This is a genomic window from Comamonas kerstersii (genome assembly GCF_002056725.1).
GTDB lineage: Bacteria > Pseudomonadota > Gammaproteobacteria > Burkholderiales > Burkholderiaceae_C > Comamonas > Comamonas kerstersii.
In genome coordinates, this window is sequence record NZ_CP020121.1 from 2,438,443 (window position 1) to 2,461,690 (window position 23,248).

The following is a 23,248-nucleotide window of genomic DNA, read 5'->3' on the forward strand; positions in this document are numbered from 1 at the left end:
ATCGCAGCAGCGTATGCAGTGGCACATGGTGGAGCAATCACCATGTGCTTTTTTGTGGCTGGCTGCATGGGGTATGCAGGCGGCGGTATCCGATGCCTCAGGGTTTACCCGTGAAGCATCCGGCTGCAGGCATGAAGTCTGTCGCAAGGTTGACAGCGCAGAGGCTTGCAGCCGGGATGACTGATGAATGGGCCGGTCTCTGACGCGACAATGGGGCGGTTTTTAGTCACAGACAAGACAGGCTATGGACGACCCGATTCTTACTATGGAAGAGAGAGAGGCGATCAATGCTGGTCGCTGGTTTTCATCCTTTTCCCCTTCATTGCGGCACGACATATTGCGATGCGCTTACGTCAAACGGTTCAAGGATGGTGCTTTGATCTGCGCGCGTGGCGAGGTGCCGGAGGAGTGGTTTGCGTGTGCCAGGGGGGCGGTGCGGGTCAGCTCCACCTCCATCACGGGCAAGCAGATCACACTCACCTATGTGGAGCCGGGGATCTGGTTTGGGGATACCTCAATTTTCGACGGAGACAGGCGCACGCACGATGCGTACGCACACGGCGCCACCACGCTGCTGTGTGTGGCCAAGGCGGATTTCAAACGCATTCTGGCAACGCACACGGAGTTTTACGAAGCCATGCTGTGGCTGGCAGCGCGGCGCATTCGCCAGCTCTATGGGCTGGTGGAGGACCTGAATACTTTGCCATTGCGTGCGCGGCTGGCCAAGCAGCTGCTGCATCTGGCGCGCAGCTATGGCATTCCCAGCCTGGCCAATGGCGAAGAAATTCGCATCGGCCTGCAACTGGCACAGGAAGAGCTGGCCCAGCTGCTCGGGGCTTCACGCCAGCGCGTGAACCAGGAGCTCAAGGGCATGGAGCGCGAGGGGGCCATCCGGATCGAACCGGGTGGTCTGGTGGTACGTGACCGCGATGCGCTGCTGCGTATTGTGGAAACAGACTTTTAAGGACTTATGAGCAACTTTGACCAATTTGTAGGTACCAGACCTGTCTCGGAAGCCCACGCTTTTGATCTTGCCGCACTGAGTGCCTGGATGCAGTCCCATGTGGATGGCTTTGAAGGCCCCGTGCAGGCAGAGATGTTCAAAGGCGGCCAGTCCAACCCGACCTACAAACTGGTCACACCGGCGCGCAGCTATGTGATGCGCGCCAAGCCCGGCCCGGTAGCCAAGCTGCTGCCTTCGGCCCATGCGATTGAGCGCGAATTTCGCGTGATGCGTGCGCTGGCGGGTACCGATGTGCCCGTGCCCCACATGTATGCGCTGTGCGAGGATGAATCCATCATCGGCCGGGCCTTCTACATCATGGAGTTCAAGCAGGGGCGTGTGCTGTGGGATCAGGGCCTGCCGGGCATGGCGAACCCGCAGCGCACAGCCATCTATGACGAGATGAACCGCGTGATTGCAGCGCTGCATACCGTAGATGTCCAGCAGCATGGGCTGAGTGACTACGGCAAGAGCGGCAATTACTTTGAGCGCCAGATTGGCCGCTGGAGCAAGCAGTACCAGGCTTCGATCACCCAGCCCATTGAGGAAATGGACCTCCTCATGGACTGGCTGCCTGCCCACATGCCCGATAGCGCCAGGGATGAGCGCAAGCGCTCCATCGTCCATGGTGACTACCGCATGGACAACCTGATGTTTGCACCCGAGGAAGACCGTGTGGTGGCCGTGCTGGACTGGGAGCTGTCCACACTGGGCCATCCGCTGGCGGACTTCAGCTACCACTGCATGGCCTGGCACATTCCCGCCAGCCTGGGGCGTGGTATTGGCGGGCTGGATATTGCCGCGCTGGGCATTCCCAGTGAGCAGGACTACATGCGCAGCTACTGCGAGCGTACCGGGCTGGCAACGCCCGAGCAGCTGCAGGCAGACTGGAACTTTTACCTGGCCTACAACATGTTCCGCATTGCGGCCATCTTGCAGGGCATTGCCAAACGCGTAGAGGCTGGTACGGCATCCAGTGCACAGGCCAAGGCTGCTGGTGAGACAGCACGGCCCATGGCACAGCTGGCCTGGGCCTACGCGCAAAAGCACAGCGCTTGAGTGTTCCTGCAGACACAGCAGGCCTGCAGGTTTTTTTCCTTCATGCATCAGACGGCAGGCGATGGCCGAAGGGCAGCGCTCGCCCATGTTTCGCCCTAATTACTACAGGAGGCACACCATGGATTTTGACTACTCCCCCAAGACCAAGGAGCTGCAGGCACGCTTGCTGCGTTTCATGGATGCGTACATCTACCCGAATGAGGAAGCCTTTCAGCAGGAGTTGCAAGCCAATACCGAGGCGGGCAAGCGCTGGACGCCCCTGCAGCTGATTGAAGGCCTGAAGGACAAGGCCAAGGAGCAGGGCTTGTGGAACCTGTTTCTGCCGCAGGACACCGCCGAGATTGCCGGGGTGCAGGGTGCAGGCCTGACGAATCAGGAATACGCACCGCTGGCTGAAATCATGGGCCGTGTAGGCTGGGCCTCAGAAGTCTTTAACTGCTCGGCACCTGATACGGGCAATATGGAAACCATTGCCCGCTATGGTACGCAGGAGCACCGTGACCGTTGGCTCCAGCCTTTGCTCAATGGCGAGATCCGCTCCGCCTTTGCGATGACCGAGCCTGAGGTGGCATCGAGCGACGCCACCAATATCTGCACCCGTATTGAGCGCCAGGGTGATGAGTACGTGATCAATGGCCACAAGTGGTGGATTTCTGGCGCGGGCGACCCACGCTGCGCCATCTACATCGTCATGGGCAAGAGCAATCCCGATGCCCCCAAGCATGCGCAGCAAAGCATGGTGCTGGTGCCGGCTGACACACCCGGCGTGCGTGTGGTGCGCCCGCTGCAGGTGCTGGGCTATGACGATGCACCGCACGGCCACATGGAAATGTATTTCGAGAACGTGCGCGTGCCTGCCAGCCATATTTTGCTGGGCGAAGGCCGTGGCTTTGAAATTGCGCAGGGCCGCCTGGGGCCTGGGCGTATCCACCACTGCATGCGTCTGATCGGTCAGGCCGAGCGTGCGCTGGAGCTGATGTGCAAGCGTGCCTCCAGCCGCGTAGCCTTTGGCAAGACGGTGGCGCAGCAGACCGTGACGCAGGAGCGCATTGCCGAGGCACGCTGCCGCATCGACATGGCACGTCTGCTCACGCTCAAGGCAGCCTGGATGATGGACACCGTGGGCAACAAGGTGGCACGCACCGAGATTGCCATGATCAAGGTGGTGGCCCCCAAGCTGGCCTGTGATGTGATTGACTGGGCCATGCAGGTACACGGTGGCGGTGGTATGAGCCAGGACTTTCCGCTGGCCCATGCCTATACCACGGCGCGTACGCTGCGCTTTGCCGACGGCCCGGATGAAGTACACCGCAATGCCATTGCCAAGTGGGAGCTGGGCAAGTACAGCGAATATGGGCGTGATGCACAGGTGCCTGTGACGCGCGGCGCATAAGCAGTCCACAACCTAAAAAAAGAAAGCGACCCGAGGGTCGCTTCTTTGATGGGTGGTGTAGCGGAGAGGCTTATTCCACCTTGGCCTTGGCGCGCAGGTCTTCCTGGAACTGCACCATCTTTTGCTGTTCCAGCTGGGAGGCGATCTGGGGCTTGATGTCTTCCAGGGCAGGCAGTTCTGCGTCGCGGATGTCATCGACACGAATCACGTGCCAGCCGAACTGGCTCTTGGCGGGAGTGTCGCTGACTTCACCCTTCTTCAGCTTGAGCATGGCTTCGGTGAACTCAGGCACGTAGTTGGATGGGCTGGCCCAGTCCAGATCGCCACCATTCTGGGCGGAACCTGGGTCCTTGGACTCCTTCTTGGCGATGTCTTCGAACTTCTTGGAGCCGGACTTGATTTCCGCAATGATGGCCTTGGCACGGTCTTCCGAGTCCACCAGGATGTGGCGTGCACGGTATTCCTTGCTGGAGTTGGCGGCGACGAACTTGTCGTATTCGGCCTTGATTTCGCCGTCAGTGACAGGGTTCTTCTTGAGGAAGTCAGAGAACAGTTCGCGGATCAGCAGTGTTTCGCGAGCCAGCTCCATCTGCAGCTTGTACTCGGGCGAATTTTCCAGACCGCGCTTGGCTGCTTCCTGCATGAAGATTTCACGCGCGATGATTTCGTCCTTGATCTGAGGATCCATCTCGGCAGGGACTGTGCGGCCGGAGCTCTCGATTTGCTGCTTCAGTGCGTGGAAGCGTTCCATGGGAACGGGCTTGCCGTTCACAATAGCCAAGTTTTGCGCAGAAGCCGAAAGGGCGACAGTGCCCAACACGACGGCGGCCACAAGGCTGGGCAAAAGCTGTTTTTTCATGCGGAAATCCAAGAAAAGGTGAGAAGGTTGGTGCTTGCCAACGACCGTTGGCAAGTCTTTGACATCGTAGGTCTACAGCACTTCGATTGCCAGCGCGTGCAGCCCCTGATCAATGAAAGCTTGAAGGCAATCATACACAAGGCGATGACGCGCTACGCGACTCTTGCCAGCAAATGCATCGCAGGCAATGCGCACACGAAAGTGGGTGCCAAATCCTGTGCCATTGGCGCCTGCATGGCCTGCATGGGCCGCGCTTTCGTCAATGACTTCCAGCTGGGTGGGTGCCAGCCGCTCGCGCAGCACGGCTTCAATCGCAGCAGCGGTGATGGGCTCACTCATGGCCCTGCTCCTTGCTGCTGGGTTCCACATCCTTGAGGTAGCGGCTCAGGTACAGGGCTTGCGCTATGACAAAGAGCAGCATCAGCCCCAGACCACCGAACATCTTGAAGTTGACCCAGGTATCGGTATCAAAGTTGAAGGCAATCCAGATGTTCAGCACGCCCATGACGGCAAAAAATGCCGTCCAGGCCCAGTTGAGGGTGTTCCAGACCGGGTCTGGCAGCTGCATCTGTGCGCCCATCAGGCTTTTGATGAAGTTCTTTCTGAAGATCAGCTGGCCCACCAGCAGCGCGCCGCCCATAAGCCAGTACAGCACCGTGGGCTTCCATTTGATGAAGTTCTCGTCGTGGGCCAGCAGCGTCGCGCCACCAAACAGCACGATGACGATCAGGCTGACCCACTGCATGGGCTCCACCTTGCCGTGCTTGAAGCGCAGATAGGCAATTTGCACGATGGTGGCCACGATGGCGACGGCAGTGGCTTCATAGATGCCCCAGACCTTGAAAGCCACGAAGAACAGAAGAATGGGGAAGAAATCAATCAGCAGTTTCATGAAACATTGGGGCAGTGTGCTGCCCGCAGACATGCGAAAGACGCCAAGCATGCCATAGCCTGGCGAGGTATCTGGCCGCAAAGACCTTGATGGCGCTGGACAAAGCCACGCGCTGCGTGGCCGCAGCAGACTCAGGGCTGTGCGTCAGGTGCGAGATCCTGAAAATCCAGCGATGCAGAGTTCATGCAGTAGCGCAGTCCGGTGGGGGCAGGGCCGTCCGGGAAGACATGGCCCAGGTGCGCGCCGCACTGGCTGCACACGGTTTCGGTGCGCACCATGTGGTGGCTGTAGTCGGTGATTTCCTTGATGGCACCGGGCACAGCCTGTGAAAAGCTGGGCCAGCCGCAGCCTGCATCAAACTTGGTATCGGCATCAAACAGCTTGGCACCGCAGCAGATGCAGTGGTAGCTGCCGTCGGCCCAGTGCTGTTCATATTTGCCGGTGAAAGGGCGCTCGGTGGCGGCATGGCGTGTGACCTGGTAGGCCACGGGCTCTGCGCCCTTGGCCTGCAGATGTTGCTGCCATTCGGCATCGGTTTTCTGGATAGGAAATGTCATGACGAACAACTGATGGCAATAGAAGAAGCCCATTCGGGCGGAAAGTCAGCCCAGTCACGGTGGGCGGGCTGCTCGACAAAGGGCTGGGCCAGCACCTGCTGCAATGATTGCACCAGCGTGAAGTCCCCAGCGCGTGCCGCACGAATGGCTTGTTCTGCCATGTGGTTGCGCAGCACATACACTGGGCTGGTATTAAGCATCAAATTGGCGTCTGGCGCTTGTCCCGCCTGCGCTGACAGCTCTTGATACGAGAGCAGCCACTGGTCAAAGTTGAAAGTGCCAATAAACAGCTCGCGGGTGCGTTCGTAGTTGCCATCCTGCGCGCTCAGGGACAGGCGCCGCCAGAAGATGGTGTGGTCCACGCGGCTGCTGGCCAGCAGCTCCAGCAGTTGGCCGATGACGGGTGTGACCTGTTCCTCGTGCGTCTGCGCGGCCTGCGGCAAGCCCAGCTTGGCGCACATGAGCGCGCGGAACGCATGGCTGAAGGCGGGGCGATAGGCTTCCAGCGCCTGCACGGTGATGTCTTCATCGCCAATCAGAGGCAGCAATGCCTGGCCCAGGCAGAACAGGTTCCAGTACGCCACCTGCGGCTGCTTGCTGAAGGCGTAGCGGCCCTGGTGGTCGCTGTGGTTGCAGATGTGTTGCGGGTCAAACGCATCCAGAAACTGAAAGGGTCCATAGTCAATCGTCAGGCCCAGAATGCTCATGTTGTCCGTATTCATCACGCCATGGCAAAAGCCCACGGCCTGCCAGTGCGCCATGAGCTGCGCCGTGCGCTGGCCCACGGCATGCAGCAGCGCGGCGTAGGCATTGCCGCTGTGTCCGTCAATGCTTTGCCAGCCATTGCGGCAGGAAGGGTAGTAGCGGTCAATCACATAGTCGGCCAGCTGGTGCAGCTCGGTTTGCATGTCACGCGCGGCAAAGTGCTCAAAGTGGCCAAAGCGCACAAAGCTGGGGGCAGCGCGTGTGACCACGGCAGCGGTCTCTACTTCCTCGCGGTAGACGGGAGCATCAGAGGCTGTCAGGCACAGTGCCCGCGTGGTGGGAATGCCCAGGGCATGCATGGCCTCGCTGCACAGGTATTCGCGAATGCTGGAGCGCAGCACGGCACGGCCATCGCCGCCGCGTGAGTAGGGGGTGCGACCCGCGCCCTTGAGCTGCAGTTCCCAGCCGCTGGCGGTCTCGCCCAGGCAGATGGCGCGCCCATCGCCCAGTTGCCCGGCCCAGACGCCAAACTGGTGGCCGCTGTACACGCTGGCATAGGGCTGGCTGCCGGGCAGCAGGGTATTGCCGGTGAAAGCCTGCAGGGCAGCGTCAGTCTCGAGCAGGCCTTCAGGCAGTTGCAGCTGCTGGGCCAGTGCCTTGTTGCGTGCCACCCATTGCGGATCAGGCAGCGGTGTGGGCTGCAGGTAGGTCAGAAAAGCGCTGCCCAGCTGGGCAAAGCCGGTTTGCCACGGCAGGGCGAGGGGGCCGGAAGAAGAGTGCATGTCAGCCATTGTCACCAAGCCGTGAAACCCTTGCGATTGCAGGAAATGCCTGCACAGCCGTGGTGCAAATGCCGTTTAACTGGCACTTGGGCGACACCTGAATGCGCGTAAATCCGCAAACTGGTGTGCAAAAGCTGCACGTAGGATGCCTGCAAGGCAGGTTGCAACCAGCCGTACAAAACCAAAAGGAGACAACACCATGCAGGGTTTGATGCAAAGTCAGCAGCTGCTGATTTCGAGTCTGATTGAGTTCGCGGCGCGCCACCACAGGGATGCGGAAATCGTCTCGCGCCGTGTGGAAGGCGATATCCACCGCTACACCTATACCGAGCTGGCGCAGCGCTCCAAGCAGTTGGCCAATGCGCTGGATGGGCTCAAGGTGGCGCATGGCGACCGTGTGGCATCGATTGCCTGGAACGGCTACCGCCACATGGAGATGTACTTTGGCGTCAGCGGCTCGGGCCGGGTGCTGCACACCATCAACCCGCGTCTGCACCCCGAGCAGGTGGCCTGGATTGTCAACCATGCCGAAGACCAGGTGCTGTGCTTTGACATGACGTTTTTGCCCCTGGTGCAGGCCGTGCATGCCAAGTGCCCTACGGTGCGCCAGTGGGTGGCGCTGTGCGATGCAGACAAGCTGCCTGCGGACAGCGGCATTCCCGGGCTGGTGAGCTATGAACAGTGGATTGGTGCGCAAAGCATGCACTACCGCTGGCCACAGCTCGATGAAAACACGGCCTCCAGCATGTGCTACACCAGCGGCACGACCGGCAACCCCAAGGCGGCGCTGTACAGCCACCGCTCCACCGTGCTGCACGCCTATGGTGCAGCCTTGCCAGATGTGATGTGCCTGTCTGCACGCGATGCGGTGCTGCCCGTCGTGCCCATGTTCCACGTCAATGCCTGGGGCATTCCGTATTCGGCCGCGCTGACTGGTGCCAAGGTGGTGTTCCCCGGGCCGGCGCTCGATGGCAAGTCGCTGTACGAGCTGATCGAGGCCGAGGGCGTGACCTTTGCTGCTGGTGTGCCCACCGTGTGGCAGATGCTGCTGGGCCACGTGCAGAGCGTAGGCGGCAAGTTCAGCACGCTCAACCGCACGGTGATTGGCGGCTCAGCCTGCCCACCGGCCATGATTGATGCCTTCGAGCAGGGCTATGACGTGAAGGTGCTGCACGCCTGGGGCATGACGGAAATGAGCCCGCTGGGCACGCTGTGCACCTTGAAGAACAAGCACCTCAAGCGCAGCAAGGAGGAGCAGCAGCGCATCAGTCAGAAGCAGGGCCGTGCCATTTTTGGTGTGGACATGAAGATTGTGAACAGCGAAGGCCTAGAGCAGCCCTGGGACGGCAAGACCTATGGCGACCTGCTGGTGCGCGGCCCCTGGATTCTGGAGCGCTACTACAAGGGCGACAGCCCGCTGGTCATGGACGAGCAGGGCCAGGGCTGGTTCCCCACGGGGGATGTGGCCACCATTGACGAAGACGGCTTCATGCAGATCACGGACCGCACCAAGGATGTGATCAAGTCAGGCGGTGAATGGATCAGCTCCATTGACATCGAAAACATCGCCATGGGCCACCCCGCCGTTGCCATGGCCGCCTGCATTGGCATGCCCCACCCCAAGTGGGATGAGCGCCCGATTGTGGTCGTGGCCCTCAAGCCGGGCGTGCAAGTCTCGCGTGAAGCAATTCTGGCTTTCTACGAAGGCAAAATTGCCAAGTGGCAGATTCCGGATGACGTGGTGTTTGTGGACGCCATTCCGCTGGGCGCTACGGGCAAGATGCTCAAGACCAAGCTGCGTGAGCAGTTCAAGGATTACCAGCTGCCCACGGTCTGATCCATTCCTGGCGCTGCTTGCGCCAGCTTATATTTCATAGCGCCTGGCGCTTGATTTTGCAGGGTTTGAGGCTTATAGAGCTTTGAAAACCTTGCGGGACAAGCGCTAGGTGCTCTTTTTTTATAAGCGTTATTCCCAAGGGGACTAGTCCCAAGAGTGAAAGCACCATGCGTTTTTTACGCGGGTCTGACTACGCTTGTCGGGTGTTCGGTACGTTCCAACCAACCCCATCTCTCGATTGAGGAGGCAAGCATGCAGTATGTGTGGAAGACCCTGGCCGCATCCATTTTGTTCAGCAGCGCAGGTGCAGCGCTGGCGCAGCAGGGTGAGACCGTCAAGATCGCGTGGCTGGACCCGCTCTCTGGCCTGATGGCGGCGCTGGGTACTAACCAGATGAAAAGCTGGCAGTACCTGGCCGAGGAATTCAGCAAGGACAACCCTGCTGGCGTGAAGTTTGAAATCATTCCCATCGACAACAAGCTCAGCCCGCAGGAGACCACCAGCGCCCTGCGCTCGGCCATGGACCAGGGCGTGCGCTATGTGGTGCAGGGCAATGGCTCTGGGCCTGCGCTGGCCATCATGGACGCGCTGGAAAAGCACAACGCCCGCAACAAGGGCAAGGAGGTGCTGTATCTGAACTATGCGGCGGTGGACCCTGACCTCACCAACAGCAAGTGCAGCTACTGGCACTTCCGGCTGGATGCTGACACCTCCATGAAGATGGCGGCGCTGACGAGCTACATCCAGGAAATGCCGGATGTGAAAAAGGTCTACCTGCTCAACCAGAACTACGCGCACGGCCACCAGGTGAGCAAGTACGCCAAGGAAATGCTCAAGCAAAAGCGCCCTGACATCGAAATCGTCGGCGACGACATGACACCGCTGGCCCAGGTGCGTGACTTCTCGCCCTACATCGCCAAGATCAAGCAGTCCGGCGCGGATACGGTGATTACGGGCAACTGGGGGTCTGACCTGGCGCTGATGATCAAGGCCGCCAATGATGCGGGGCTGAATGATGTCAAGTTCTACACCTACTACGGCGCAACCACGGGCGTGCCCACGGCCATGGGGCAGGGCGCGGCAGGCAAGGTCTATCAGGTGGCCTATGCCTACCCCAACCTGCCCGGTGCTTTCAGCGATGTGAACAAGGGCTTCAAGGCCAAGTTCAATGACGACATGTACACCGGCGCGGTCTACCACGGCCTGGCCATGCTGACCGAAGCCTTCCAGCGCGCCAAGAGCACCGACCCCGTCAAGGTGGCAGCGGTCATGGAGGGCATGAAGTTCAACAGCTTCAACGGCGAGGTCGAAATGCGCAAGGACGACCACCAGCTGCAGCAGGGGCTGTTCATCAGCCGCTGGGAAAAGACCAATGCCGACAATCCCGTGGACATGGAAAACACCGGCATGACCTTTGTGCCCGTCAAGAGCTTTGACGCCTCGGTGGCCAGCACGCCCACGACCTGCCAGATGAAGCGTCCTTCCTGAGTCGCTGCCGCAGGCAGCGTGTTCTTGCATGCAGCACAGGCCCGGCGCAGGGTGGGTGCTGCATCCCTTTGCCGAGCTGCCGCAGGCCTGCAGTGCCAGCGGCAGCTCCCAACGCGGGTGGCAACTGATGAATCCAGAGTTTTTTGCGATATCCATGCTCAACGGCATCAGCTATGGGCTGCTGCTGTTCATGCTGAGCTCGGGCCTGACGCTGATCTTCAGCATGATGGGCGTGCTCAACTTTGCACATACGAGCTTTTACATGCTCGGTGCCTATTTCGGCTACATGCTCTCGGGCGTGATTGGCTTCTGGCCTGCGCTGGTGATTGCGCCGCTGCTGGTCGGGGTGCTGGGCGCGCTGTTTGAGCGCTACAGCCTGCGCAAGGTGCACAAATACGGCCATGTACCAGAGCTGCTGGTCACATTTGGTCTGTCCTATCTGATTCTGGAGCTGGTGCAGCTACTGTGGGGCCGCAGCGCCGTGCCCTATGGCCTGCCACCTTCGCTGCAGGGGCCGCTGTTCACGCTGTACGGCACGCAGTTCCCCAAGTCGCGCTCTTTCATCATGCTGGTGGCGCTGCTCATGCTGGTGGCCGTGTGGCTGCTGCTTACGCGTACCCGCATTGGTCTGGTGATTCAGGCCGCCCTCAAAAAGCCGGAGATGGTGGAAGCGCTGGGCCACAACGTGCCGCGTGTGTTCATGCTGGTGTTTGGTGGCGGCTGCGCACTGGCCGGGCTGGCGGGAGTCATTGGCGGCAATACCTATGTGACGGAGCCCTCCATGGCCATGTCCGTGGGCTCCATCATCTTTGTGGTGGTGGTCGTCGGCGGCCTGGGCTCACTGGCCGGGGCATTTCTGGCCTCGCTGCTGATCGGCATCGTGCAGACCTTTGCCGTGGCGCTGGACTATTCCTGGGCTTCGCTGCTGAACACGCTGGGCCTGCAGCTCACGCCAGAGAGCTTTGGCTGGCCGGTGCTCAGCCTCACGATTTCACAGATGGCACCCATCCTGCCGTATCTGCTGCTGGTGCTGATGCTGATCTTCCGCCCCAAGGGGCTGCTCGGAACACGGGAGGAATAACACCATGTCTGCCATTTTGTCTCCTGTCGTACCCAACGAGGTCGTGCCCATTGCCACGCCGCCATCTGCCATCGGGGCACCGGCGTACTACCGCTTCAAGCCCTGGAATGTGGGGCGCATCGTTATCTGGAGCCTGTTTGCGCTGATGCTGATTGCCGCGCCGCATGTGTTCACCAGTTCGCTGGCGCTGACCATGCTCAGTCAGATGGGCTATGCCATCATCATCTGCCTGTCCTACAACATCCTGCTGGGGCAGGGCGGCATGCTCAGCTTTGGCCACGCGGTCTATACAGGGCTGGGTTCCTTCATCGCCATCCACGCCATGAACCGGGCGGCCGAGGGGGCGCTGCCCATTCCGCTGGTGCTGATTCCTGTTGTCGGCGGTCTGGCGGGCATGTTCTTTGCCGCGCTGCTGGGCTGGGTCACCACCAAGAAATCCGGCACCACGTTTGCCATGATCACGCTGGGCGTGGGGGAGCTGGTGGCCTCCATGGCGCTGATGTTCCCAGGCTTTTTCGGGGGGGAAGGCGGCATCACCACGGACCGGGTGTACGGCCAGCCTTTCCTGGGCTTTGACTTTGGCCCGGGCATACAGGTGTACTACCTGATCGCGGTCTACTGCTTTGTCTGCACGGCGCTGATGTTTGCCTTTACCGGCACCCCGCTGGGCCGCATGCTCAATGCCGTGCGTGACAACCCAGAGCGCGTGGCCTTTGTGGGCTACAACCCGCAGCGCGTGCGCTACATGGGCTTTGTGGTGGCCGGCTTTTTTGCCGGAGTGGGCGGTGGTCTGGCGGCCATCAACTTTGAAATCGTCACCGCCATGGACAGCGTCAGCATTCTGCGCTCGGGCTCCTACCTGCTGTTTACCTTCCTGGGCGGAGCGACCTTTTTCTTTGGCCCCATCATCGGCGGCGTGCTGATGGTGATTGCCACGGTGTTTCTGTCTGAGCTGACCAAGGCCTGGATGCTGTACCTGGGGCTGATCTTCCTGTTCATGGTCATGTACGCGCCGGGCGGTATTGCCAGCCTGATCATGCTGAACCTGCGCCTGGCCAAGTACGGCAAGCTGGGGCGCATCGTCTGGGCCTATCTGCCACTGGCAGGCACGGCGCTGGTGATGACACTGGGTGTGGCCGCCATGGTGGAGATGATCTACCACCTGCAGCTCAACAGTGCGCTGGGCGACGAGCTGCGTTTTTTGGGCATGACGCTGCATGTGCGCAGTGCCGAGAGCTGGCTGGGGGCAGTGGCGGTGTTCCTTACCGGGCTGGGGCTGTTTGAGCTGACACGCCGCGCCTATCTGTGCCAGTGGCACCAGATTCAGGAAACCATTGCACGTGAGATTGAACGAGGGGAGGCCGCAGCATGAGCCAGACCAAGACCTATGCGCTGGAGCTGCGCGATGTGCGCAAAAGCTTTGGCCGCACGGAAATCATTCGTGGCGCCAATCTGGCCGTAGAGGCCGGGGAGCGCGTGGCCATCATCGGCCCCAACGGTGCGGGCAAGAGCACGCTGTTCAACCTGATCAGCGGCCGTTTTGCGCCCACCAGCGGAGAGATCCTGCTGCATGGGCAGCGCATTGAGGGCAAACAGCCGTATGAGATCAACCGTGCAGGCCTGTCGCGCAGCTTTCAGATCACCAACATCTTCCCCAAGCTCAGCGTGTTTGAGAACCTGCGCTGCGGGGTGCTGTGGAGCATGGGCTACTGCTACACCTTTTTGCGCTTTCTCTCGCGCATGACCGAGGTGAACGACCGCGCACGGCAGCTGATGCAGCAAATTGGCCTGCACAAAAAGGCCGATGAGCTGGCGGGCAATCTGACCTATGCCGAGCAGCGCGCACTGGAGATTGGCGTGACCATTGCAGGCGGGGCCAATGTGATCTTGCTGGACGAGCCCACGGCTGGCATGAGCAACAGCGAAACCGGGCACTTTATCCAGCTCATCCGTGAAGTGACCGAGGGCAAGACGCTGCTGACGGTGGAGCATGACATGGGCGTGGTCTTCGGGCTGGCCGACAAGATTGCCGTCGTTGTCTATGGCGAGGTGATTGCCTTTGATACGCCCGAGAACGTGCGCGCCAACCAGCGCGTGCAGGAGGCGTATCTGGGCTCCGTCGTCGCAGAAGAGCAGGCCGCACTGCATTGAAGGAAGGAATACATGCTCAGCATTCATAACCTGCATGCCTTCTACGGCAAAAGCCATGTGCTGCATGGCGTGGACTTTGAGGTGCAGCCTGGCGAGATCGTGGCCTTGCTGGGGCGCAATGGCTCCGGGCGCTCCACCACGGCCAAAGCCATCATGGGCCTGGTGAACTGGGAGGGTGACTTGCAGTGGAAAGGCCAGGCCCTGCACGGCAAGAAAGCCTTTGAAGTCGCGCATCTTGGCATTGGCTATGTGCCGGAAAGTCGAGACGTTTTCCCCAACCTGACCGTGCACCAGAACCTGCTGCTGGGCCAGAAAGGCCGGGGCAAGGGCAGCCGCTGGAGCTTTGACGACATGTACGCCATGTTTCCGCGCCTGAAAGAGCGCCAGCACACCGAGGCCGGAGTGATGTCCGGTGGCGAGCAGCAGATGCTGACGCTGTGTCGCACGCTGATGGGTGACCCAGACCTCATCATCATCGACGAACCCACTGAAGGGCTGGCGCCCAAGATCGTGGAACTGGTGGGCGAGTACCTGCAGAAGATCAAGGAGCGCGGCGTCTCTGTGCTGCTGATCGAGCAAAAGCTCACCATTGCGCTGCGCATCTCAGACCGCGCACTGGTCATGGGGCACGGTGCCATTGTGTTTGATGGCACACCGGAATCCCTCAAGGCCAACCAGCACATTCGCAAGGAGTGGCTGGAGGTGTAGCACGCATACGTTTGCTGAGCGTGTGCGCGGCTGCTTCATGTACTCCATGAATGGCAAGGCACCGGACGATGGGCATGACATTCTGGTGTCACTGGAAGCCTATGCATACTGGATGGCGCAGAAAGCGCCTACGGGTGAAAAGCTGCCGGGTGCAGGCTTTGTCAAAGTGCGGCTGCCAGAGCGCAAACCCAGTTTTGAGGAAGGCTTGAAGGTGTATGAAGCCAAGTGTGCCCTGTGCCACGGTGCTGACGGCCAAGGCCAGAAAAGCGGGGGCGTGATGGTATCCCCTCCGCTGTGGGGCAGCGACTCGTACAACTGGGGCGCGGGCATGCATGAAATTGACAAAGCGGCCAATTTCATCAAGTCCAACATGCCTTATGGCCTGCACAATGCCTTGAGTGATCAGGAGGCATGGGACGTAGCAACCTACATCAACAGCTTTGAGCGCCCGCAGGACCCCCGTTTTACGGGGGACGTCGCGAAAACGCGTGAGGTTTTCCACAACACGCCACACTCGCTGTACGGTGTGGAAGTCAACGGCAAGCTGCTGGGAAAGGGGCTCTAAAGTCCTGAGCACATCACCGCGTTTACGCAAATAACAAAGGCACCTTGAGGGTGCCTTTGCTGTATCTGGCGCTGATGCTTACTTCAGTGCCGTGCGCTTGCCGTCCTTGTCCAGCTGGAAGACGACGAACTCAAAGTCCTTGAGGTCGCCCTTCTTGTCATAGGCCACCTTGCCGATTACGGTGTCGAAGGCGTTTTCATGCAGGTAGTCGGCCACCTTCTTGGGGTCAGGGCCTACCGCCTTGATGGCGGTGTCCAGCACCTGCACGGCGGCATAGGCGGGCATCTGGAAAGCGCCGTTGGCAGAGCGGTTGGCTTTCTTGAAGGCTTCGACCACGCCCTGGTTTTCAGGGCGCTCACTGAAGTCGGCTGGGAAGGTGAACATCATGCCGTCCACGGCAGGGCCTGCGATGTCGATCAGGTCCTGGTTGAAAGTGCCTTCAGGGCCCATGAACTGGGTCTTGAGGCCTTGTTCCTTGGCCTGGCGCAGCAGCAAACCCATTTCAGGGTAGTAGCCGCCAAAGAACACAAAGTCCACCTTGTTAGCCTTGAGCTTGGTGATTACGGCGGAGTAGTCGCTGTCACCGGCATTGATGCCGTCATACATCACCACGGGCACGTTCAGGCTCTCCAGCGTGTTTTTCACGTGCGAGGCCACGCCGGAGCCATAGGTCTGCTTGTCATGCAGCACGGCCACGGCCTTGGGCTTGATTTTTTCGGCGATGAACTTGGCGGCAAACGGGCCTTGCTGGTCATCACGGCCAATGGTGCGGAAGAAGTGGTGGCCGTTGAGCGTGTCTGTCACCAGGGGCGAAGTGGCCCCGGGTGTGATAGCCACAATACCTTCCTGCTCATAGATCTTGGAAGCTGGCACGGTCACGCCCGAGCACACGTGGGCCACGGCGAACTTGGCACCGGAAGTCACCACACGGTTGGCGGCAGGCACGGCCTGCTTGGGCTCACAGGCATCGTCAATAAATTCGGCCTTGTACTGGATGTTGCCGCCAGCGGCGTTCAAGGTCTCAACGGCCGTCAGAAAACCAGCTTTGACTTCATCGCCGTACTGGGTGTTGGGGCCGGTCATTGGAATCGGCACACCGATGAGTACGGTTTCTGCTGCCGTGGCGCCCAGCGATGCCATGCCCAGCATGGCCGCTGCTGCCCATGAGGTACTCAGGCGAATGAAAGTTTTACGTTGCATAGAGTCAGCCTCCCGTGTTGATGAGGTGTTGCACCAATGTGAGTCAGCGCATCGCACATTGTTGGGCCAGCAGCCAAACGCCTGTTCATGGTTTGCACTAGCGTTTTTTTGCAGCCACAGACCGCATGCCTGCTGGTACACAGGGCGGTTGTGCGCTGAGGTGCAAGAACGGTGCCATCGCCCATCGCAGGCCTGACCGTTCATCGGATTTCTGCGCTGTCCTCATGCAACTTTCCACGGGCTGATATGGCGCAAGCATGGACTGTCCCTTAGAGGACAAAGCTAGGGCTTGCGTTGATGGTCTAGGAGCATGGCGCTTCCTAGAATGGTCCGCGAACGAACGTTCTTTTTTTGCCAGCTACGACACCGAGGAGACAAGCCATGACGGCTGAATACAAGGTACACGGCAATGTGGCCGTAATTACGCTCAACAATCCCCCGGTCAATGGCCTGGGGCTATCCACCCGACAGGCCGTGCTTGACGGGCTGACCCGTGCCAATGCCGATGCGGCGGTGCAGGCCATTGTGATCACCGGGGCCGGCAAGGCCTTCTCGGGGGGCGCGGATATCAAGGAGTTTGGCAAGGAAGCAGCCTTGCAGGAGCCCAATCTGCACACCGTGATTGCGCAGGTAGAGCGCTCGGGCAAGCCCGTCATTGCGGCGATTCACAGCGTATGCATGGGCGGCGGTCTGGAGCTGGCGCTGGGCTGCCACTACCGCATGGCAGCACCGGGCACGCATGTGGCGCTGCCTGAAGTCAAGCTGGGCCTGTTGCCTGGTGCAGGCGGTACGCAGCGCCTGCCACGTGCGCTGGGCGTAGAGCCTGCGCTGAACATGATCGTCAGCGGCGAAGCCATCAAAAGCGAGATGCTGGCCATGGTGCCCGGCCAGAAGCTGTTCAACAAAATGGCAGCCAGCGCAGACAGCCTGGCTGCGGAAGCACTGGCCTACGCTCAGGAAGTGGGCGAGCGCCATGCGGCCAGCCATGAAGCCTTGCCACTGGTGCGCAACCTCCCATGTGCCCACCCCAAGGGCGATGCCTACTTTGGCTTTGTGCGCAACATGGTCAAGGCCATGTCCAAGAACTACCCCGCACCGCTCAAGTGCGTGGATGCGGTGGAAGCAGCCACCAAACGCAAATTTCAGGATGGCCTGGACTACGAGCGCGAGCTGTTCGTCAATCTGATGTGGACGCCAGAGTCCCGTGCGCTGCGCCACCTGTTCATGGCCGAGCGCGCAGCTTCCAAGATTGCCGACGTGCCATCAGATACCCCGGTGCGCGAAATCCGGAAGGTGGGCGTGATTGGTGCAGGCACCATGGGCGGCGGCATCAGCATGAACTTCCTCAATGCAGGCATCCCCGTGACCATTCTGGAGATGAAGCAGGAGGCGCTGGACCGTGGCACGGCCACCATCCGCAAGAACTACGAAGCGCAGGTGAAAAAGGGCAAGCTCAAGCAGGACAAGTACGAGCAGCGCATGGGTTTGCTCAGCACCACACTGAGCTATGACGATCTCAAGGACTGCGACCTCATTATCGAAGCCGTGTTTGAGGAGCTGGGTGTCAAGGAAACGGTGTTCAAGCAGCTTGATGCGGTGGCCAAGCCCGGTGCGATTCTGGCGTCCAACACCTCCACGCTGGATGTAGACAAGATTGCCGCCTTCACCAGCCGCCCGCAGGACGTGGTAGGCATGCACTTCTTCAGCCCCGCCAACGTGATGAAGCTGCTGGAAGTGATTCGCGGCAAGGCCACAGCCAAGGATGTGCTGGCCACCGTGATGCAGCTGGCCAAGAAGATTCGCAAGACTGCGGTGGTCTCTGGCGTGTGCGATGGCTTTATTGGCAATCGCATGATCGAGCAGTACAGCCGCCAGGCCGGTTTCCTGATTGAAGAGGGCGCTACGCCGCAGCAGGTGGACAAGGCCATCGAGAAGTTCGGCTTTGCCATGGGTCCGTTCCGCATGGGTGACCTGGCAGGCAACGACATTGGCTGGGCCATCCGCAAGCGCCGCTATGTCGAAAAGCCCCATATGAAGTACAGCAAGACCGCCGACCTGCTGTGCGAGATGGGCCGCTACGGCCAGAAAACCGGCAAGGGCTGGTACGACTACGAAGCGGGCAAGCGCGATGCCATCCCCAGCCAGGAAGTGCTGGACATGATCGAGCAGCACCGTAAGGCGCTGGGCATCACACCGCGCAAGATTTCCGACGAAGAGATCGTGCAGCGCCTGGTGTTCTCGCTGGTCAACGAGGGCGCGCACATCCTGGAAGAAGGCATTGCCAGCAAGTCCGGCGACATCGACATGGTGTATCTGACGGGCTATGGCTTTCCCATCTATCGCGGTGGCCCCATGCACTATGCGAGCGAACTGGGCCTGATCAATGTGGTGCGTGCCATGGAGCGTTTTGCGCAGAACCCGCATGACGATGCGCAGTTCTGGCAGCCCGCACCGCTGCTGGCGCGCCTGGCTGCGCAAGGCCAGCGCTTTGCCTGATGTGCGCCGCAAGACCCGCCATTTCTCGACATAACGGCGTGCTGCCCGGCGCATTGCCCCGGCAGCAGCCAGCAAGACTGGAAGGATTGAATTCATGACCTCCGCAGTGATCGTATCCACCGCGCGTACCCCGCTGACCAAGAGCTGGAAGGGCGCATTCAACATGACCTATGGCCCCACGCTGGGAGCCCATGCTGTCTCTCATGCCGTGCAGCGCGCGGGCATTGAAGGTGCTGCCGTGGAAGATGTCATCATGGGCATGGCCATGCCCGAAGGCACCACGGGTGGCAACGTGGCGCGCCTGATCGCTATCCGCGCCGGGCTGCCGGTGACGACTTCTGGCCTGACCATCAACCGCTTCTGTTCCTCGGGTCTGCAATCGATTGCCCTGGCGGCGCAGCGCATCATCGCTGGTGAAAACGAGGTGCTGGTGGCCGGTGGCCTGGAGAGCATTTCCTGCGTGCAGCAGGAAGCCAACCGCCATATGGCCGAAGACCCGGAACTGGTGGCCATGAAGCCCGAGATTTACTGGAATATGCTGCAGACCGCAGAGCAGGTGGCCAAGCGCTACGGCATTACGCGCGATGCCATGGATGAGTACGGCGCTGCCAGCCAGCAAAAGGCGTGTGCTGCGCAGGCAGCGGGCCTGTTTGATGCAGAAATTGCACCGATCACCGTGACCATGGGCGTGGCCGACAAGGTGATGGGCCTGACCACCAAGCAAGTCACGGTCAGCAAGGACGAAGGCACACGCGAAGGCACGACCAAGGAAGGCATCTCCGGTCTGCGCAGCGCCTTGCCTGGGGGCTTGATTACGGCAGGCAATGCCAGCCAGTTCTCGGACGGTGCAGGTGCCTGCGTGGTGGTGCATGAGGACTATGCGGCCAGGCATGGCCTCAAGCCCCTGGGCCGCTTTCTGGGCTTTGCCGTGGCAGGCTGTGAGCCTGATGAAATGGGCATAGGCCCGGTGTTTGCCGTGCCCAAGGTGCTCAAAAAGTTGGGCTTGCGCGTGGAGGACATTGACCTGTGGGAGCTGAATGAAGCCTTTGCCGTGCAGGTGATCTACTGCCGCGACAAGCTGGGCATCCCCAACGAAAAGCTCAACGTCAACGGCGGCGCGATTGCCCTGGGCCACCCCTATGGCCTGTCGGGGCAGCGCCTCACGGGCCATGCCCTGATTGAAGGCAAGCGCCGTGGTGCCAAGCGCGTGTGCGTGACCATGTGCATCGGTGGTGGTATGGGCGCAGCTGGCGTGTTTGAGGTGCTCTAAGCCACTGCAGTGCCCAGGCCGTCATGAGCCTTGAAGCCGCCCTTCCTGCTGGTTCGAGGGGGGCGGCTTTTTTGCCGACTTGTGTTCTTAAAAACAATAGCTACTAGCGCTTGCTGCATAAGCGTTAGGGGCTAATTTGAGCAATATTATGTCTCCCCTGCGTTCGACCCTGGACTTTCTGATGTACGACTGGCTGCAAGCCGAGCAGCTCGCCAGCCGCGCCTTTTACGCAGACCATAGCCGCGAAACCTTTGATGCGGTGATGGACACCTGCGAGCGCATTGCCCGTGAAAAGTTTGCGCCCTTCAATCGCACCGTAGACATGCAGGAGCCCGCCTTTGATGGCGAAAAAGTCATCCTGCCCGCCTGTACCTATGAAGCGCGCAAAGCCTATGCGGACAGCGGCATGCTCAGCGCAGCGCAGCCCTATGCGCATGGCGGCATGCAGTTGCCCTATGTGGTGGAGGCCGCAGCCAACAGCTTTTTTGCCTGCGCCAGCATCAGCATTGGCTCCAACCTGCTCACGGTGGGCAATGCCAACTTGCTGCGCGTGCATGGCACGCCCATGCAGCAGCAGGTGTTTGCTGACAACGAATTCAATGGCCGCTGGGCAGGCACCATGGCACTGTCTGAGCCACAGGCGGGCTCCAGCCTGAGCGATATCTGCACTCGGGCCGAGCCTGATGGCGATGACTTTGCCAATGATCCCCTGGGGCCACGCTATCGTCTCAAGGGCAACAAGATGTGGATCAGCTCGGGCGACCATGAACTGACCGAAAACATCGTGCATCTGGTGCTGGCCAAGATTCCCGGGCCGGATGGCAAGCTGATACCGGGTGTGAAGGGTATTTCGCTGTTTATCGTGCCCAAGCAGCTGGTCGATACCGAAGGTCAGCTCACGGGCGAGCGCAACGATGTGGCGCTGGCGGGCCTGAACCACAAGCTGGGCTGGCGCGGCACCACCAATACGCTGCTGAACTTTGGCGAGGGCAGATACCCGGTGCGCGGCAAGGCAGGGGCCATCGGCTATCTGGTGGGCAAGCCGCACGAAGGCCTCAGGTGTATGTTCCACATGATGAATGAGGCACGCATTGGCATAGGCATGGCGGCCACCATGCTGGGGCTGGCGGGATACTACGCCAGCCTGGACTACGCGAGGAACCGCCCGCAGGGCAGGCCCATGACGGAAAGCGGAAAAGACGCCAGCAGTCCGCAGGTGCCCATCATTGAACACACCGATGTCAAACGCATGCTGCTGGCGCAAAAGGCGTATTGCGAAGGGGCGCTGGCGCTGAACCTGTACTGCTCCAGGCTGGTCGATGAGGCCCGCACAGGCGCACCAGACGATGCAACACGCGCCAAGCTGCTGCTGGAAGTGCTCACCCCGATTGCCAAGAGCTGGCCCAGCGAAAACTGCCTGGAGGCGAACTCTCTGGCCATCCAGATCCACGGTGGCTACGGCTATACGCGTGACTTCCCGGTGGAGCAGTACTGGCGTGACAACCGCCTGAACATGATCCATGAAGGTACGCATGGCATCCAGGCCGCGGATTTGCTGGGCCGCAAGGTGGTCATGCAAGGGGGCGCAGGTTTTCAGCTGCTGGCACAGACCATGCAGGCCACCATCGAACAGGCCATGGCGCACACCGAGCTGCACCCTTATGCCACGGAGCTGACCAAGGCATTGCAGGAGCTGGAGGCCGCGACGCGCGCAGCCTGGGCTACCGGACAGCCGCAAGAGGCACTGGCCAATGCCGTGCCGTACATGCAGGCCTTTGGCCACACGGTGCTGGCGTGGGTCTGGCTGGATATCGCGTGCAAGGTGCTGGAAGTGGATGCTTCCATATCTGTAACTTCTAACGCAGGCAGGATAAGCGCTACACGCTATTTTTATCACTATGAGTTGCCCAGGATCACAGCCTGGCTGCGTGTGGTCAGCACCCGTGACATGACCTGTGCGCAGATGCCGGTGGAGGCGTTCTAGGTGCTGGCTGCCTGGGTACCGTTTGCCATGGTGCCCAGCAGTTGCAGGCTCTATTCCAGGGTGCTGTCCACAGGTGTGGCGTTCGGCTTTTCTTCAGGTTTTTCTGTTGTGCTCATGTTTGGTGCTGGCGCCAACATGGGGGCAAACCTTTGTGCGGATTCCACCGGGCTAATGATGTCGGCCAGCGTGTAGAAGCTGAGGTGGTGCAAGAACGCAGTAACAGCACCGTTGAGGATGCCGGTGAGGGGGCACTTGCCAGCGATCTTGCAATTGTTGTTGCTGCCCAGGCACTCCACCAGCGCAAAGCCAGGTTCAATGCTGCGCACCACCGCGCCAAGATGAATCAGATGTGGCTCCTTGCTCAGTCTGAGGCCCCCTTTTTTGCCTCGCACAGTAGTGATCCAGCCCTGCTGAGAGAGTAGCTGAGAGACCTTCATCAGGTGTGTCTGCGAGATGTCGAAGGCATGGGCAATTTCGCTGATCGTGCATAGCCGGTCCCTGTGCGATCCGGCATAGATCAGGACTCGCAGTGCATAGTCAGTGAGAGCAGTGAGGCGCATGGTGAGTAGCTGAAGTCATGTGTGCCGCATCGCATGACGGCTGCAGGGCGGTATCTCCGCATGTGTTGTAGTCAGTATGGGAATGCATCGGTGCAGATGCAAGCTCAGGATCTGGAAGGACAGTCCGGCCAAAGTGGCCATATTGGGTTTTCAGTCGTTTTTAAACATGGATTAAAAATCCATGTTCGTTGTTAAAAATGATGAACGAATCATTGGGTTGATATTTTTGCCGATGCACATGAGAAATCAGATTTCTCCTACTTCATTTGTAAGTTATTGAATTTATTTATGGGCTATACTCTGGTGGGTAAGAGTATTGGGTTTTGAGAGGATCAAAGTGACTTTTAAATATTGATTTGATATTCATCAATATAAGAAAGGCAACCACTCACTACATTACAAGCATGAACCCACGGTGCTGTGCTGGTTGGCAGGGCTCAAGAGAAGATGCTTTGGTCTGACCGTGCGGCCATCAGTCCCGCAGAAAGGTGGTCTATGGCGGACAAGAAAAAAACATCATCGCGCAAGGAAGAGGCACGCAGCTTTGCCTTTCTCACCATCGTCATGGCTCCGGTGCTGGCGGGCATCCTTATCGCGGCGTACGGCTTCATCGTCTGGTTCTACCAGATGTTTTCAGGCCCTCCCCATGCATAAGGCA

At 59.9% G+C, this 23,248-nt stretch carries 20 protein-coding genes and 1 pseudogene; 14 read left to right on the forward strand and 7 right to left on the reverse strand.

Annotated features, from left to right (window positions below):
• The first annotated feature begins 244 nt into the window (after window positions 1-244).
• The 3 genes from B5M06_RS11385 (at window position 245) to B5M06_RS11395 (ending at window position 3,455) form a co-directional block, all read left to right on the forward strand.
• Entirely contained in the window at window positions 245-964 is a 720-nt protein-coding gene (locus B5M06_RS11385; RefSeq protein ID WP_054066879.1) for a Crp/Fnr family transcriptional regulator, read from the forward strand.
• A gap of 6 nt (window positions 965-970) precedes the next feature.
• Complete coding sequence (locus B5M06_RS11390; protein WP_054066880.1) at window positions 971-2,062, forward strand: phosphotransferase; 1,092 nt, start codon at window positions 971-973, stop codon at window positions 2,060-2,062.
• Window positions 2,063-2,180: 118 nt separating this feature from the next.
• Window positions 2,181-3,455, forward strand: a complete 1,275-nt coding sequence (locus B5M06_RS11395; RefSeq protein WP_054066947.1) for an acyl-CoA dehydrogenase family protein — start codon at window positions 2,181-2,183, stop codon at window positions 3,453-3,455.
• Window positions 3,456-3,525: 70 nt separating this feature from the next.
• On the opposite strand, the gene B5M06_RS11400 is transcribed toward B5M06_RS11395, so the two are convergent.
• From B5M06_RS11400 to B5M06_RS11420, 5 genes are all read right to left on the reverse strand, one after another.
• Window positions 3,526-4,314 carry a peptidylprolyl isomerase gene (locus tag B5M06_RS11400; RefSeq protein ID WP_054066881.1) on the reverse strand — a complete coding sequence of 263 codons (789 nt, stop codon included), beginning with the start codon at window positions 4,312-4,314 and terminating at the stop codon, window positions 3,526-3,528.
• A gap of 72 nt (window positions 4,315-4,386) precedes the next feature.
• Window positions 4,387-4,653, reverse strand: coding sequence for a BolA family protein (locus B5M06_RS11405; protein ID WP_054066882.1), 267 nt, complete (start codon window positions 4,651-4,653; stop codon window positions 4,387-4,389).
• Window positions 4,646-5,206 (reverse strand): septation protein A, encoded by a 561-nt coding sequence (locus tag B5M06_RS11410; RefSeq protein WP_054066948.1) that lies wholly within the window; start codon window positions 5,204-5,206, stop codon window positions 4,646-4,648. The genes B5M06_RS11405 and B5M06_RS11410 overlap by 8 nt, the downstream gene beginning before the upstream one ends.
• A gap of 131 nt (window positions 5,207-5,337) precedes the next feature.
• Window positions 5,338-5,763 (reverse strand): peptide-methionine (R)-S-oxide reductase MsrB, encoded by a 426-nt coding sequence (gene msrB, locus B5M06_RS11415; RefSeq protein ID WP_054066883.1) that lies wholly within the window; start codon window positions 5,761-5,763, stop codon window positions 5,338-5,340.
• On the reverse strand, window positions 5,760-7,259 hold the full coding sequence (locus B5M06_RS11420; RefSeq protein ID WP_054066884.1) for a protein adenylyltransferase SelO: 1,500 nt from the start codon (window positions 7,257-7,259) through the stop codon (window positions 5,760-5,762). The genes msrB and B5M06_RS11420 overlap by 4 nt, the downstream gene beginning before the upstream one ends.
• A gap of 190 nt (window positions 7,260-7,449) precedes the next feature.
• Between B5M06_RS11420 and B5M06_RS11425 the strand changes: the two genes are divergently transcribed.
• The 7 genes and pseudogenes from B5M06_RS11425 to B5M06_RS11455 form a co-directional block, all read left to right on the forward strand.
• Entirely contained in the window at window positions 7,450-9,087 is a 1,638-nt protein-coding gene (locus B5M06_RS11425) for a 3-(methylthio)propionyl-CoA ligase (protein WP_054066885.1), read from the forward strand.
• A 252-nt stretch (window positions 9,088-9,339) separates the two neighbouring features.
• On the forward strand, window positions 9,340-10,575 hold the full coding sequence (locus B5M06_RS11430; RefSeq protein WP_054066886.1) for a branched-chain amino acid ABC transporter substrate-binding protein: 1,236 nt from the start codon (window positions 9,340-9,342) through the stop codon (window positions 10,573-10,575).
• Window positions 10,576-10,702: 127 nt separating this feature from the next.
• Window positions 10,703-11,656, forward strand: coding sequence for a branched-chain amino acid ABC transporter permease (locus B5M06_RS11435; protein ID WP_054066949.1), 954 nt, complete (start codon window positions 10,703-10,705; stop codon window positions 11,654-11,656).
• Between the two features lie 4 nt (window positions 11,657-11,660).
• Window positions 11,661-13,028 (forward strand): branched-chain amino acid ABC transporter permease, encoded by a 1,368-nt coding sequence (locus B5M06_RS11440; protein WP_054066887.1) that lies wholly within the window; start codon window positions 11,661-11,663, stop codon window positions 13,026-13,028.
• Window positions 13,025-13,807 (forward strand): ABC transporter ATP-binding protein, encoded by a 783-nt coding sequence (locus B5M06_RS11445; RefSeq protein WP_054066888.1) that lies wholly within the window; start codon window positions 13,025-13,027, stop codon window positions 13,805-13,807. Before B5M06_RS11440 ends, B5M06_RS11445 begins: the two co-directional genes overlap by 4 nt.
• A gap of 12 nt (window positions 13,808-13,819) precedes the next feature.
• Window positions 13,820-14,515: an ABC transporter ATP-binding protein gene (locus B5M06_RS11450; RefSeq protein ID WP_054066889.1), complete on the forward strand. Its 696-nt coding sequence runs from the start codon at window positions 13,820-13,822 to the stop codon at window positions 14,513-14,515.
• A gap of 7 nt (window positions 14,516-14,522) precedes the next feature.
• Window positions 14,523-15,080, forward strand: a pseudogene (locus B5M06_RS11455) (c-type cytochrome); the annotation flags it as partial.
• Window positions 15,081-15,158: 78 nt separating this feature from the next.
• On the opposite strand, the gene B5M06_RS11460 reads toward B5M06_RS11455, so the two are convergent.
• Window positions 15,159-16,280 carry a high-affinity branched-chain amino acid ABC transporter substrate-binding protein gene (locus B5M06_RS11460; RefSeq protein WP_054066890.1) on the reverse strand — a complete coding sequence of 374 codons (1,122 nt, stop codon included), beginning with the start codon at window positions 16,278-16,280 and terminating at the stop codon, window positions 15,159-15,161.
• Window positions 16,281-16,661: 381 nt separating this feature from the next.
• On the opposite strand from B5M06_RS11460, the gene B5M06_RS11465 reads away from it, so the two are divergent.
• The 3 genes from B5M06_RS11465 to B5M06_RS11475 all read left to right on the forward strand — a co-directional run bounded on the left by B5M06_RS11465 (window position 16,662) and on the right by B5M06_RS11475 (window position 22,030).
• Entirely contained in the window at window positions 16,662-18,776 is a 2,115-nt protein-coding gene (locus B5M06_RS11465; RefSeq protein WP_054066891.1) for a 3-hydroxyacyl-CoA dehydrogenase NAD-binding domain-containing protein, read from the forward strand.
• 94 nt (window positions 18,777-18,870) lie between these two features.
• On the forward strand, window positions 18,871-20,046 hold the full coding sequence (locus B5M06_RS11470; RefSeq protein WP_054066892.1) for an acetyl-CoA C-acyltransferase: 1,176 nt from the start codon (window positions 18,871-18,873) through the stop codon (window positions 20,044-20,046).
• A gap of 148 nt (window positions 20,047-20,194) precedes the next feature.
• Entirely contained in the window at window positions 20,195-22,030 is a 1,836-nt protein-coding gene (locus B5M06_RS11475) for an acyl-CoA dehydrogenase (protein WP_054066893.1), read from the forward strand.
• A 50-nt stretch (window positions 22,031-22,080) separates the two neighbouring features.
• On the opposite strand, the gene B5M06_RS11480 is transcribed toward B5M06_RS11475, so the two are convergent.
• Window positions 22,081-22,590, reverse strand: a complete 510-nt coding sequence (locus B5M06_RS11480; protein ID WP_054066894.1) for an RrF2 family transcriptional regulator — start codon at window positions 22,588-22,590, stop codon at window positions 22,081-22,083.
• A 495-nt stretch (window positions 22,591-23,085) separates the two neighbouring features.
• Here B5M06_RS11480 and napE point away from each other — a divergent pair, with 495 nt between their 5' ends.
• Window positions 23,086-23,244 (forward strand): periplasmic nitrate reductase, NapE protein, encoded by a 159-nt coding sequence (napE, locus tag B5M06_RS11485; protein WP_054066895.1) that lies wholly within the window; start codon window positions 23,086-23,088, stop codon window positions 23,242-23,244.
• The last annotated feature ends 4 nt before the right edge of the window (window positions 23,245-23,248 follow it).

Bases quoted from the DNA above. Each gene is read 5' to 3' on its own strand.
- B5M06_RS11425 (WP_054066885.1), top strand. From the start codon at position 7,450: ATGCAGGGTTTGATGCAAAGTCAGCAGCTGCTGATTTCGAGTCTGATT.
- napE (WP_054066895.1), top strand. From the start codon at position 23,086: ATGGCGGACAAGAAAAAAACATCATCGCGCAAGGAAGAGGCACGCAGC.
- B5M06_RS11405 (WP_054066882.1), bottom strand. From the start codon at position 4,653: ATGAGTGAGCCCATCACCGCTGCTGCGATTGAAGCCGTGCTGCGCGAG.
- B5M06_RS11395 (WP_054066947.1), top strand. From the start codon at position 2,181: ATGGATTTTGACTACTCCCCCAAGACCAAGGAGCTGCAGGCACGCTTG.
- B5M06_RS11435 (WP_054066949.1), top strand. From the start codon at position 10,703: ATGAATCCAGAGTTTTTTGCGATATCCATGCTCAACGGCATCAGCTAT.
- B5M06_RS11460 (WP_054066890.1), bottom strand. From the start codon at position 16,280: ATGCAACGTAAAACTTTCATTCGCCTGAGTACCTCATGGGCAGCAGCG.
- msrB (WP_054066883.1), bottom strand. From the start codon at position 5,763: ATGACATTTCCTATCCAGAAAACCGATGCCGAATGGCAGCAACATCTG.
- B5M06_RS11400 (WP_054066881.1), bottom strand. From the start codon at position 4,314: ATGAAAAAACAGCTTTTGCCCAGCCTTGTGGCCGCCGTCGTGTTGGGC.
- B5M06_RS11475 (WP_054066893.1), top strand. From the start codon at position 20,195: ATGTCTCCCCTGCGTTCGACCCTGGACTTTCTGATGTACGACTGGCTG.
- B5M06_RS11430 (WP_054066886.1), top strand. From the start codon at position 9,340: ATGCAGTATGTGTGGAAGACCCTGGCCGCATCCATTTTGTTCAGCAGC.
- B5M06_RS11465 (WP_054066891.1), top strand. From the start codon at position 16,662: ATGACGGCTGAATACAAGGTACACGGCAATGTGGCCGTAATTACGCTC.
- B5M06_RS11390 (WP_054066880.1), top strand. From the start codon at position 971: ATGAGCAACTTTGACCAATTTGTAGGTACCAGACCTGTCTCGGAAGCC.
- B5M06_RS11480 (WP_054066894.1), bottom strand. From the start codon at position 22,590: ATGCGCCTCACTGCTCTCACTGACTATGCACTGCGAGTCCTGATCTAT.
- B5M06_RS11385 (WP_054066879.1), top strand. From the start codon at position 245: ATGGACGACCCGATTCTTACTATGGAAGAGAGAGAGGCGATCAATGCT.
- B5M06_RS11410 (WP_054066948.1), bottom strand. From the start codon at position 5,206: ATGAAACTGCTGATTGATTTCTTCCCCATTCTTCTGTTCTTCGTGGCT.
- B5M06_RS11470 (WP_054066892.1), top strand. From the start codon at position 18,871: ATGACCTCCGCAGTGATCGTATCCACCGCGCGTACCCCGCTGACCAAG.
- B5M06_RS11420 (WP_054066884.1), bottom strand. From the start codon at position 7,259: ATGGCTGACATGCACTCTTCTTCCGGCCCCCTCGCCCTGCCGTGGCAA.
- B5M06_RS11445 (WP_054066888.1), top strand. From the start codon at position 13,025: ATGAGCCAGACCAAGACCTATGCGCTGGAGCTGCGCGATGTGCGCAAA.
- B5M06_RS11450 (WP_054066889.1), top strand. From the start codon at position 13,820: ATGCTCAGCATTCATAACCTGCATGCCTTCTACGGCAAAAGCCATGTG.
- B5M06_RS11440 (WP_054066887.1), top strand. From the start codon at position 11,661: ATGTCTGCCATTTTGTCTCCTGTCGTACCCAACGAGGTCGTGCCCATT.